We start from the raw sequence: 11,686 nt of genomic DNA on the forward strand, positions 1-11,686 counted from the left end.
AACCGAAGAGGAGGGTTAGACGAAGACACTAATCATCCTCTTTTCTTTTCGGTGCTACAAGGTAGAGTTGACTTAATACAGGCCGAATAACATCTGGTACAATTTGATTACTTTCTGCTTATTTACTGGCCGTGTTTTATAGATTGTTCTGTATCTTAATTGAGTTACGGTTTTTGTTCCAGGAATTATTTCATATGTAAACCGCACATCTTCACCTATCTTTGTATCTACTTGACAGTTGGCTCGTTTGATTTCTCCAGGTAAAATGTACACTCTAGCAGTATCGTTTAATGTTCTATCCACCGTTCTGAAGTAGCACTTTACTAAAAAGGTTCCTGGTTCGGTATCTATGTTCTCTATATCAACCCATCCGTTGGTAACCCAATTAAAACCCAGAAATTCCTCCAGTTAAAAATAAAAAAGAAAAATTCAGGCACCGGTTTTAGACGGGTCGCTCAGTCGTCCCATAAAGAGGATCCCGCCGGTTTCCTTGTCAACTATCAGGAAGATGAACGGATGGTCGGCCACGAATAGATTTTCCGGCGGAACAGCACTAAGCTCCATAGTTATTCCTGTAGCCGCTGCTGCTTCGGTACCTTCTTCGTTAACATCCACATACGCCTGATGTATCACGTGGCTTATGAACAACTCTCTATTACCGTTCATCCCAGAGAAGTCTGCTGTATCAGGAATGAATGCTGTTGGCATCCCCATGGTTGAAAGGACATCGTTCAGTTTGTATTTTGTTTCCATCTTAAACTTCGGTAGATGCACATCGATTTCTCTGGGATTGAGATTGCTCTGCCATTCCCTTATCTTTTCAATGGTGAGCGAGTCTTCCACTTCATCTATTGTATGGTTCTGTTTAGGCAGGATTACGAGCATCGATAATCTGTTCCCGGAATACGGCAGTTCCAGAACCTTAACAGTATCGTCTTCGGTATAATTGAACACCTCTGACCTTAACGCCATCATATCAACCTTCACTTTCTTTTCAGGGGTTACATGGAAATCGGTTTTGTACGTATCTTTCGGATCGAACTGTTTGACCCATTTACCTTTGAAATATACCGCATTGGTTACAACGAGACGTGTCAACGGATTGACACTTCCTTTTGGGAGAAGGTCTTTGATCTTGCCGTTGGTTTGGTTTTCAACCCATCTGTTTATCGTTGTCCGTGACCCTTCAGGGTCATTTACGAAATCCAGGTTAGCCAGTTTACCTCCGTAGTAGGTTTTAGCAGTTTCGAGGTATTCGTCCAGGAACGGGTAATCTTTTTGAGCCCATAACGCGTTAGCCGTTCTCAACTCATAGTTCTCGTTAGGTTTATTGATCGAATTGAACAGATGCGCGTATCCTTTCCTCAGATCTATAATATCTTCCGGATAACTGAAAACGGTTCTTATCTCATCGGCAGTGGTTCCTCTGGCGCCTTCATAAACTATAGCCATCGCTGACGATATACTGTACGGTGAGAAGAACACGTTGTCTTCCGATGAGTTGCCGCTCAGTTGTTTATACATCTCTATGGCGAATTTATTGTTAGCATCGACCACTTTATCGATCTGCTCCTGCGTGACTCCGGTCTCGTTTAACACGGTCGGTTGCTCGGACGGTTGAGTGCACCCGTAGGCCATGAACAGTCCGAGTATCACCAGTCCGATTACACCGAACATTCTCATCTTATCCAAACCCATCACCCCCGGTTAGAAACCGACTTAATATGATGGACCGTTGTTTTAAAAGCTTTCCGAATCGTTTTTTTCAAGGGTTTTTGAGAGGAATGTTTAAAAAACTTGAAAGTTTATATTCATCCCATGAGATCAACTGTTCGAAGGTCGGTTTTGGCATTAGTGTTTCTGTTATTCGTTGTGTCAGAGATTGCTTACGCGGATTACGTTGAGAAGGTACGCGTCTTTGTAGGCGATGTTCGCGGTCGTGCGGTACCCGGCGCGGATTTGTGGACTGTTTACAAGATCAATCAGATCAGAGGGTTTGTTAAGACACGCATATTCGAGACGGACGAGTCGGGTCTGGCCGACATCGAATTTTGGTACACTGAGAAGGATGAACGCAAAGCGGATTACGATTATACCCTCTACGTGACATATCCCGGTGACGATTACGACGGCCCGCAATCCTCTGCAAGTATTCGGTTGAATGCCAAGAAGACGGTCAACGGAGTTACCCAGTTTGTCAAACTTAAAGACGTGTATTTCGTGAGATTACACGTGTACAATGCAGACACCGGCGACCCGATACATTGTAACGTTACATTCTTCGACGAAGTTACAGAAGAAACAGACGTAAACGGCGACCTGTATCTGGAGATGCCCAAGGGAACGCATCCCGTGTACATCGATGTCGGCGGATTGAAGAAGATGTATTACATCAATGTTACCGAGGACGGTCAAGTGATCAATCTACCCGTCGGTATCTACACGTTTACCGTGAACGTTGTTGACGATTTCGGCAATCCGATCAACGCAACACTTTCAGTGTTTAACATCTCTTATAACTTGTCCGGAAGCATTACACTATCGTTCATTGCCGAGAATCCTGTGTTTGACCTAACGGTGACCCACGGTGCCTCTTTGAAAAACGTTTCGGTTAACGTACTGGAAAAAGATAACGTGACGGTCAGTTTTGACCGGTCCGAACCGGATATAGAAGTCGGTGACATAATCGAGGACGTAACGGGTGTGTTTATCAATGTCAGGATTACCGACCCCGGCAGATATCCGTCCGGTATATCGCAATCTAAACCGCCCAAACTTTACTACAGCGTTACTGTTGATAACAGGACTTCGCGCGGTGCCGTTACCATGATACGGCAGGGTGATTACTACCGTGCCCGTGTCCCCGAGATCCTAGACGGCGGAGTGTTGGAGTATGAGATAGATGCTTACGATAACGCAGGCAACCTTGCCGTTTACATGGGTACCTATACAGGTAAAGGGACCACGGAAAATCTAATATCAAACGAAACGCAACCGTCCAACCAGAGCGGTTCCACAGGTCCAGAGCAACCTTCATCGGGTCAGTCATTCAACATGATTACAACTGTGTCCATGGCGGTAGGCGTGATAGTGTTTATTCTTATCCTGTACTATGTCAAGAAACGGTTTTTTGGTTAAATTTTTTTATTGATTCTCTGTTGCCTTTTGCCCTTGTGAATAACTCTTTAAAGATTAATCCACCGAGTTGAAGATGAAGTAAGAAAAGAAGTATAGGAATATGAGAAAGGGTAAACTGGAGAATTCACAATCGCACTTTCAGTAGCCTTTTTTTTACATAAAGTTTAAAAATCTGTGTTTTCTCTTATAAAATAGACATCACGGTTAGGTGGAGATGCCGGGGTGCCGGAGCGGTCAAACGGGTCAGACTCAAGATCTGCCGATGAGCCATCTGATGGCTTAGGCCTTCGTGGGTTCGAATCCCTCCCCCGGCATACATCTTTACCGTTTGAAGATTTTGGATGAACAGAAACGGTAGCGCGGGGTGTATTCGGCATGATACCTGCATGGTTGAACGGATTGATGGTTATCGGGCCTACCGACCCTGTCGGGATACTTGTTACGTTGGTCACTTCCCTGGTTCTGGGTTACCTTATCTTTCGTATCATCTACACAGTTCTCCTCAGGATAACCCATAAGACAAAGGTATCTCTGGACGAAGTACTGATCCATAAATCGCACCGACCGGTCGTTCTGCTCATCGTAACATCTTCCTTTTATCTGGCTTTCTCCGCCTATCTTAATTACAGCGTGTTCGGAATAACGCTCGACTCGGTATTTTCATCTGTGTACATTATCATACTTACCTATTGGGCGGTTCATGTGTTCAACGCTTCAGTCGATTGGTACGTTAAAGAGATAGCTCCGAAGACGAGAACTACCTTTGATGACAAGTTTGCTCCATCGTTAAAGAAATACGTTTCGTTCGGTATCATCATCGTGGGTCTACTCGTTCTGTTGGCAGGGTTGGGTATCGAGATTACACCTTTGGTAGCGAGTTTGGGTATCGGCGGTTTAGCGGTGGCGCTTGCCCTGCAGGACACGTTCAGCAATTTTATTGCCGGGATACATATCGTCAGTGACCGCGTTTTCGAACCTGGAGATTGGGTGAAGATAGGCGATGTAGAAGGACAGATCCTGGAGGTGGGTTGGCGGAGCACACGGATCAGGACATGGGATAACAACCTGTACACCATGCCCAATAAAACCATCGCAGAATCCATCGTGTTGGACTATTCGCAGCCTGACCCATCGACCACGCTTACGCTCAAGTTCCAAACCGTTTACGGTGTTGATGTTGAAAAGGTTAAAAAGGTCATAACTCAAGCAGCCCTCTCTGTTTTGAAGAAAGATGAATACTATGTGAAGGATTCTGTACTGGTCAGATTTTCCAAATTCCTGGATTCTGGGTTAGAATTTACGCTCTTCTTCAGGTATAAGGACAGGAGAAAACGGTTCAATACAGAGGAAAATATCAAGATTGCCGTGTACAAAGCATTTAAAAAACATAAGATTGATATACCATACCCAACATATACGGTATATCTTGAGAAATGATTAGGAGGTGCGATGTATGGCTAAGGTTACGATCAGCGCTCTGGTCGAAGGGGGTGCGGCAACAGCAGGCCCACCGCTCGGTCCGGCACTGGGTCCGTTAGGTGTTAACATAAACGAGATCATATCTACGATCAATGAGAAGACCAAGGATTTCAAAGGTATCAAGGTTCCCGTGAAAGTGATCGTTGACAAGGAGTCTAAGACGTTCGACATAGAGATCGGCACTCCGCCGACATCGGAATTGATAAAAAAGGAGATAGGTGTTACAAAGGGTAGGAAAGAACCCGGAGAAATAGTCGGTGATATCTCTCTTGAGCAGGTGATAAAGATCGCAAAGATTAAGAGAGATAAGATGCGTGCTAAATCGTTAAAAAGCGCGGTTAAACAGGTCCTCGGAACATGCGTCAGTTTGGGCGCAACCTGTAACGGTAAGGACCCGCGTGAGATAATCAGGGAGATCGATGAAGGTAAACATGACACAATACTTGCGGAATAACTTTCTTTTTACAGTTTTCTTTGCCGTCCTAGTCATCTCCATACCTGTTTACGGATGTTGTCCCTACACATCACCGTCTTTCAGCGATAGTGTAAAATATGCGGACATCGTCAACGGAACATTATACATAGTCACTGTTTCCGGCGATATCTATGCATTCGACCCGTGCAGCGGTAGGGTTTTGGGCAAAACTGTGGTACCCTATCCGAGGTCTGCGGAATCTTCGACCAACGGGCTTGTTGTTGTGGACAACGAAGGCAGGTTTTACGAAGTGGTGAGAGGTGAAAAACGTAAGATAGATGAAAACGTTTCGTATGTCGCTACCGGTTGTGGTAGGGTTTGTTATGCCGGTCCGGAAGGGATCGAATGCTACGGTAACGGTTCGATGGAGTTCCCGATAGACCGACAGATAAGAGACATGGTTGTAGGTGATTACGTATACGTGTTGACCGACGGTGCCCTGTACGCAATAGATCCGGATACGAGTTACTATGTTTGGTCGCGGTCCGGATTAGAGAATAAGAGTAAACTTATTGACGTGTTAAATATTCAGGGTAACGAGTACGTCATTGTCCGTTCACAGAAGACCTTGAACCTTTTCTCTTCCAACGACAGTTTTGCATTCGAATTCGGGTCCGTGCCTTTGTACGTCATTCCCTATCACGATAACCTGTTCATCTGGACAACGAAAGGTAATTTCATCAAAACGAAAGGTGCCGAAATTCTCGAAAACAGGTTCGTGGGTGAAGTGCTGTGCATGGCCGTTGACGATGAACATGTTTTTCTGTGCGGATACGACGGACGGGGAGGTTTAATCCGCGGGTATTCGGAGGATATAACACCGGAATTTGTAATCCATACCGGAGGCACTCCCACAACCGTCACATCTGAAGATGATTGTTTGGTCGTGTCTACTGACGAGAACAGGGTTTACGTGTTTCCCATCGGGTTCATCTGCGAGTTTGACCAACCGCTTCGGAAGGAGTTGATAGGTAATGCCGAGGTTCGGATAGCCGGATCAGTATATTCCGAACATGGAGAGTTACCCGACCACGTCATATTATCTGTGGATGATGGAGAGATGTACGTACCATTGGATCCTAACGGACGGTTTGAGTATTATTTTGATCCGATCAACCTGAGCGACGGACCTCACACATTGAGTTGTAGGATACCGGGGGTACAGAACGCTACGTTGTCTTCCGTAGTTCTGCTGAAGAACTCAGATCACAAACTCCGGTTCAAAGTGTTTGTGGAACCGAACGCTACCGTCTACCGTTCCGGTGATGTGGTGACTGTGTATGTGGAGAACGATTACGGTCACCCGCTCGACCGTCTTAACATAAGTTTGAACGGCCGTTCGTTACCGGTTCATCGTTCACCTTTCAACATAACCCTTGAGAGCGGACTCAATGTTCTTAAGATTACCCGTACGGGTTACACGGACACCGTTCTGACGTTTCAAACGAATGAGAGCGGCGGGTTTCCGTGGCTCGTAATAGGGTGCGGGTTGGTGATCACCGTCGTATTAGTAATAGTGTTCGTGCGTTTGCGGAACCGGTTCGGTGGATGATGTTCAACCGTCTGACCGTGCCTCCTTTTTAAGAACTTCCTGTTTTGCGCTTGTCTGTTGATTAAAGGTGTGGAAACATAGTAGTCAAAAATTTTGCACTTACGGGATATACCCCACAAGGTTTATAAATACTATATTTTGTGTAATCGGTTGGGTACGACCACAAGATATTGTGGTTGATGCTGCCGATGAATGATTTTCGGAGCGTGACAGAATGAGATGTCCGTACTGTAACCATCCGGAAACACGTGTTATCGATTCGCGCGATACAGATTCCGGTGTCCGTCGTAGACGCGAATGTCTGAAATGCGGTAGACGTTTCACCACCTATGAGACGATCCAATTGAACGACCTCTACGTGATAAAGAAGGATAACCGCAGAGAACTTTTTGATAGGGAAAAACTACGTCGCGGTATAACCCGTGCCTGTGAGAAGAGACCGATAAGTTCCGACACTATCGAACGGATCGTATCCGACATCGAAGCAAAACTCAGGGCCTCGATGGTTACCGAAGTAAAGAGTAGCAGGATAGGTCAGATGGTTATGAGCAGACTGATGCGTCTCGACCCTGTTGCGTACATCAGGTTTGCTTCTGTTTACAAGGAGTTTGACGATATAGATGCCTTTGAAAAGGCGCTTCAAACCCTTAAGAAAAGAAAAAGTAAGAAAAGAAAAAGAAGGTGATAGGTATGGATGATAGATTGGAAGATGCCGAAACCGAGAATAAGATTTCGCATATTAGGAAACGTGACGGTAGTCTTGTCCTGTACAACCGGGAAAAGATCGTTAACGCGGTTTGGAAGGCCATGCGCGCGGTCAACGAAGGTGATAGAGAAGAAGCCGAGATCATCGCGTCCAAGGTTGAACGGGTGTTGAACAACAAACATTGGCCGAACAATGTGCCCTCGGTAGAAGATATCCAGGACATTGTTGAAGAGACGTTGATCCTTGAGAAATACGTCAAAACCGCCAAGGCGTACATCCTGTACCGTAAGAAACACGAGGATCTGAGAAAGATGGCTCACCATCTCGATACGGTAGAGATTATCGAAGGTTATCTTCATATGGAGGATTGGCGCGTCAGGGAGAACGCCAACATGAACTATTCTCTGCAGGGGTTGAACCATCATATATCAAGTGTTATTGTAGCGGATTACTGGCTGAACAAACTGTATACCGAACCGATCGCACGTGCCCACAAGCACGGTGATTTCCATATTCACGATTTGAGTACGTTGGGTGCCTATTGTGTTGGTTGGGACCTTCAGGACCTTCTTTTAACCGGGTTCAGGGGTGTTCCGACGAAGATCCAGAGCAAACCGCCGAAACATCTGGCATCGGCACTCGGACAGGTCGTCAACTATATCTATACTTTGCAGGGTGAGACCGCAGGTGCGCAAGCATTCTCCAATTTCGATACATATCTCGCACCCTTCATAAGGTACGATAATCTCGACTATTTACAGGTTAAACAGTTGCTTCAGGAGTTCCTGTTCAACATGAACGTTTCTACACGTGTCGGTTTCCAGACACCGTTCTCCAACATCACGCTCGACCTTGAAGTCCCTAACTTTATGAAGGATCAGGGTGTGATCATCGGCGGTAAGATGACCGATGACACGTACGGAGATTTTCAGGAAGAGATGAACATGTTCAACCAAGCATTCGCAGAATTGATGATGGAAGGTGATGCGAACGGTCGTGTGTTTACGTTCCCCATACCTACGTACAACATTACGAAAGAGTTTGATTGGGATAACCCTGTCGTACAGAAGATATTCGAGATGACGGCAAAGTACGGTATACCGTATTTCTCGAATTTTGTCAACAGTGACATGAAACCAGAGGATGCGAGGTCGATGTGTTGCAGGTTACGTCTCGATAACCGTGAACTCAGAAAACGCGGTGGCGGGTTGTTCGGTGCGAATCCGCTCACGGGAAGCATCGGTGTTGTGACGATCAATCTACCGAGGATCGGATACCTGTCTAAAGATGAGGACGAATATTTTGAACGGTTGGACAGGTTGATGGATCTTGCTAAGGAATCGCTGGAGATAAAAAGAAAGGTTCTGGAACGGTTCACTGAGAACGGGTTGTACCCGTACTCAAAGTTCTATCTGCGCAACGTGAAAGCGGCACACGGTCAATACTGGAAGAACCATTTCAGCACCATCGGTTTGATAGGGATGAACGAATCGCTTCTTAACTTCATGGGTGTGGACCTCCTCGACGATGAAGGGAGACGGTTTGCAATAAAGGTCATGAAACACATGCGGGAGAGATTGATCGAATACCAGGAGGAAACGAATAACTTCTACAACCTCGAGGCCACACCGGGTGAAGGGACGAGTTATCGGCTTGCGCGGTTGGACAAGAGGTACTATCCGAAGATCATAGTCGCTAATGAGGAAGCGGTCAAATCGGGTAGGCAACCCTATTACACAAACTCTACGCAGTTACACGTCAGTGCAAACATAGACCTCTTCGACGCTCTGGAACTTCAGGACGAACTCCAGACGTTGTACACCGGCGGTACAGTGTTCCACGTATTCCTCGGTGAACGTGTCCAGGATTGGCGTGCGGCGCGCGACCTGGTTAAACGGATCGCTTACTCGTTCAGATTACCTTACTACACGTTGACGCCGACCTTCAGCGTATGTCCGGTTCACGGTTATATCCCTGGCGAACACGAATACTGTCCGAAATGTGATGCAGAAATCGGTTATACGAACATCCATAAACTTAGGGAACGGGGTCAGGAAGTGGATTACGATATGCTTCGTAGATTGGAGAAGAAACGGCAACGGTGCGAAGTGTACAGCCGTGTTGTAGGTTACATACGTCCGGTGAGTCAGTGGAACGATGGCAAACAGGAAGAGTTCAAACAGAGACGTACGTTCGATAAAGCGGCCGTGTTCGGTGACTAGGTTTTCGTTCCCGCTACCCATCGCGTCATACATAAAACTGCAGAGGTGATAAGTATGGAATTTGCACATCTGGAAAAGACGAGTTTACTGGATTACCCGGGACGTGTCGCATCCGTATTGTTCACCATCGGTTGTAATTTTAGATGTCCTTTTTGCCATAACCGTATGCTCGTGATACCTGAAGAGTACCCCGCACATCGACTGGATGAGGATACGGTTTTGAGCATACTGATCAAACGTAAGAAGTACATAGATTCGGTCGCTATCACAGGTGGCGAACCCACCCTTCACCATGATTTTGTTGAATTTTTAGGTCGATTGAAAGAGAACGGTTTTTCGGTGAAACTGGATACGAACGGAACCAACCCCAGGATGCTCGATCAGATCATAAGGGAAGGTCTGGTGGATTATCTGGCACTGGATATCAAAGCACCTAAGGAGAGGTATTCGGAGGTTGTAGGTGTCACCGTCACGCCAGAAATGATGAACAATATCGAGGAATCCTTCAGACTGACTATAAATTCCGGGTTGCCGTACGAGTTTAAAACTACTGTCGTGCCGACGCTTCACACGGTCGATGATATCGAAGAGATCGGCAGATGGTTGAAAGAGTTGGGTGCCGAACACTACGTGATCCAGATGTTCAGACCTGTGAAGGGTTCGCTGGTTGACCGTAGGTTTGAATCGATAGCACCTTTCAAGGATTCTGAGGTCAATATGTTCTACATGACGGCAAAGAAATGGGTAAAAGATGTTGTGCTCAGGCAGTACTGATTCCGCCTCGTTTGTGATGGAGCGTATGTAACGCGTTTTTCTTCTTTTTGAGGACTCTTTTTTCAAGGTCTTCCAATGCTCCCATCACCGCACCGGGCAGGTCCCAACCGTACCAATGCACCGCTTCTATCGATTTACCGTGTCTGAGCCGCATACGGACCGAGTACTTGTTACCGTACTTTTTAATGTAAACAGTCAGTGATTCTACATCCTTCAGTATCTTCGAAATCTTTTTCAGTACACGGGCGCATTCTTCATAGATGTCGTTGTAGAATATTTTGTCGTACCTGTCGAGACCGCTTATATGTATCTCCGGGACATTTTCGACCGTGACAACCTGTTCCAGAATATCTTTGTTGCTCAGTACTCCGTAGGGTTTTTCTCTCCTGGTAACGATCAACGATGGGACCCGGTTCTCGATCATCATCTTTGTTGCCTCGAACAGGGACGCGTTCGGGTCGATCGTTAACACATCTGTTTTTGCAACGGATTCTACGATTATATCTTCGGGTTTAGTTTTCTCGGACATCATCGGCAACCGTTCCCTGGGAACGTTCAACGTTAACCCTAAGTCAAACGCGCTTAACAATCCGTGCAACTTCCCGTTCTTTGTAACTACCAATCGCCGTACACCGTGCTTTCTCATCTCACCGATGGCTTTAGCAACCGTTTCATCGGCTTCTATAGTTATTGCCGGTACGGATGCCACTTCACCCACCTTTTTCTTCGGTATCATTCCTTTTTCTAATAACAGTTTCAACAGGTCGTACCTTGAAACAAGCCCCAGTACCCTGTCGTAATCGTCAACGACCGGTAGCATCGAGAACCTGGAGATAAAGAATGCGTTCGCGACCTTGAGCGGGTCGGTGAGTTCGGTTAACCGAGGTGCTTTAACGGCAAGCGTGGAACATTTGGTGTTCGATGGGTCGGGTACAGGATGTTCTCTTATACGTCTTGCGTCCAGCATGCCTATGTACCGGTTCCGTGAGTCCACCACTACCACAGGTGTCTTTTCCTTTTTTATGATTCCCAATGCCTTCGAAACACTAAAGGTGTCTCTAACCTTTACGGCAGGATAAATCTTCAGCATGTTATCACCTTTTTATTCATGTAAATAGTAATCTTTTTAAACCAATCCCAGCTATTTCTATTTAATTCTGTCATATCCTTTTGCCGTTCCTTTTGCCGTGTAACCGTTGTCTCGAGAGGGTCTCGAAGACGGTTGTTCGCCAGGGTGGCGGAATGGCTACGCAGCCGGCTGCAGAGCAGCCGGCTGCTGCACAGTCGGCTCCGTTCCAGATACCGGCGTATAGGGGTTCGAATCCCCTCCCTGGCTCTTA

Annotated in this window: 9 protein-coding genes and 2 tRNA genes; 9 read left to right on the forward strand and 2 right to left on the reverse strand. The window is 46.3% G+C overall.

Annotated elements, in window-relative coordinates:
- Positions 1 to 429: 429 nt before the first annotated feature.
- Positions 430 to 1,698: a serpin family protein gene (locus tag J7K41_02650; GenBank protein MCD6549581.1), complete on the reverse strand. Its 1,269-nt coding sequence runs from the start codon at positions 1,696 to 1,698 to the stop codon at positions 430 to 432.
- A 120-nt stretch (positions 1,699 to 1,818) separates the two neighbouring features.
- Here J7K41_02650 and J7K41_02655 point away from each other — a divergent pair, with 120 nt between their 5' ends.
- The 8 genes from J7K41_02655 (at position 1,819) to J7K41_02690 (ending at position 10,346) form a co-directional block, all read left to right on the forward strand.
- Complete coding sequence (locus J7K41_02655) at positions 1,819 to 3,138, forward strand: hypothetical protein (GenBank protein MCD6549582.1); 1,320 nt, start codon at positions 1,819 to 1,821, stop codon at positions 3,136 to 3,138.
- 216 nt (positions 3,139 to 3,354) lie between these two features.
- A tRNA-Leu gene (locus tag J7K41_02660) sits at positions 3,355 to 3,452 on the forward strand.
- A gap of 61 nt (positions 3,453 to 3,513) precedes the next feature.
- Positions 3,514 to 4,575, forward strand: coding sequence for a mechanosensitive ion channel (locus J7K41_02665; protein ID MCD6549583.1), 1,062 nt, complete (start codon positions 3,514 to 3,516; stop codon positions 4,573 to 4,575).
- 16 nt (positions 4,576 to 4,591) lie between these two features.
- Positions 4,592 to 5,071, forward strand: coding sequence for a 50S ribosomal protein L11 (locus J7K41_02670; protein ID MCD6549584.1), 480 nt, complete (start codon positions 4,592 to 4,594; stop codon positions 5,069 to 5,071).
- Entirely contained in the window at positions 5,037 to 6,644 is a 1,608-nt protein-coding gene (locus J7K41_02675) for a hypothetical protein (GenBank protein ID MCD6549585.1), read from the forward strand. The genes J7K41_02670 and J7K41_02675 overlap by 35 nt, the downstream gene beginning before the upstream one ends.
- 214 nt (positions 6,645 to 6,858) lie before the next feature.
- Positions 6,859 to 7,329: a transcriptional repressor NrdR gene (gene nrdR, locus J7K41_02680; protein ID MCD6549586.1), complete on the forward strand. Its 471-nt coding sequence runs from the start codon at positions 6,859 to 6,861 to the stop codon at positions 7,327 to 7,329.
- A 5-nt stretch (positions 7,330 to 7,334) separates the two neighbouring features.
- Positions 7,335 to 9,572, forward strand: coding sequence for a ribonucleoside triphosphate reductase (locus J7K41_02685; protein MCD6549587.1), 2,238 nt, complete (start codon positions 7,335 to 7,337; stop codon positions 9,570 to 9,572).
- A gap of 54 nt (positions 9,573 to 9,626) precedes the next feature.
- A complete protein-coding gene (locus J7K41_02690; protein ID MCD6549588.1) occupies positions 9,627 to 10,346 on the forward strand; it encodes an anaerobic ribonucleoside-triphosphate reductase activating protein in 720 nt (239 codons plus the stop codon).
- Here the strand turns inward: J7K41_02690 and J7K41_02695 are convergent.
- Positions 10,333 to 11,436, reverse strand: a complete 1,104-nt coding sequence (locus J7K41_02695; protein MCD6549589.1) for a CBS domain-containing protein — start codon at positions 11,434 to 11,436, stop codon at positions 10,333 to 10,335. The genes J7K41_02690 and J7K41_02695 overlap by 14 nt on opposite strands.
- A gap of 138 nt (positions 11,437 to 11,574) precedes the next feature.
- On the opposite strand from J7K41_02695, the gene J7K41_02700 reads away from it, so the two are divergent.
- Positions 11,575 to 11,682: transfer RNA gene (locus tag J7K41_02700), tRNA-Cys, on the forward strand.
- Positions 11,683 to 11,686 lie beyond the last annotated feature (4 nt).

The sequence above is a fragment of the Candidatus Micrarchaeota archaeon genome, from assembly GCA_021163225.1.
Taxonomy (GTDB): Archaea; Micrarchaeota; Micrarchaeia; order Anstonellales; family JAGGXE01; genus JAGGXE01.

Coding starts and splice junctions, on each gene's coding strand:
- J7K41_02670 (MCD6549584.1), top strand. CDS start 4,592: ATGGCTAAGGTTACGATCAGCGCTCTGGTCGAAGGGGGTGCGGCAACA.
- J7K41_02685 (MCD6549587.1), top strand. CDS start 7,335: ATGGATGATAGATTGGAAGATGCCGAAACCGAGAATAAGATTTCGCAT.
- J7K41_02665 (MCD6549583.1), top strand. CDS start 3,514: ATGATACCTGCATGGTTGAACGGATTGATGGTTATCGGGCCTACCGAC.
- J7K41_02650 (MCD6549581.1), bottom strand. CDS start 1,698: ATGGGTTTGGATAAGATGAGAATGTTCGGTGTAATCGGACTGGTGATA.
- J7K41_02690 (MCD6549588.1), top strand. CDS start 9,627: ATGGAATTTGCACATCTGGAAAAGACGAGTTTACTGGATTACCCGGGA.
- nrdR (MCD6549586.1), top strand. CDS start 6,859: ATGAGATGTCCGTACTGTAACCATCCGGAAACACGTGTTATCGATTCG.
- J7K41_02695 (MCD6549589.1), bottom strand. CDS start 11,436: ATGCTGAAGATTTATCCTGCCGTAAAGGTTAGAGACACCTTTAGTGTT.
- J7K41_02675 (MCD6549585.1), top strand. CDS start 5,037: ATGAAGGTAAACATGACACAATACTTGCGGAATAACTTTCTTTTTACA.
- J7K41_02655 (MCD6549582.1), top strand. CDS start 1,819: ATGAGATCAACTGTTCGAAGGTCGGTTTTGGCATTAGTGTTTCTGTTA.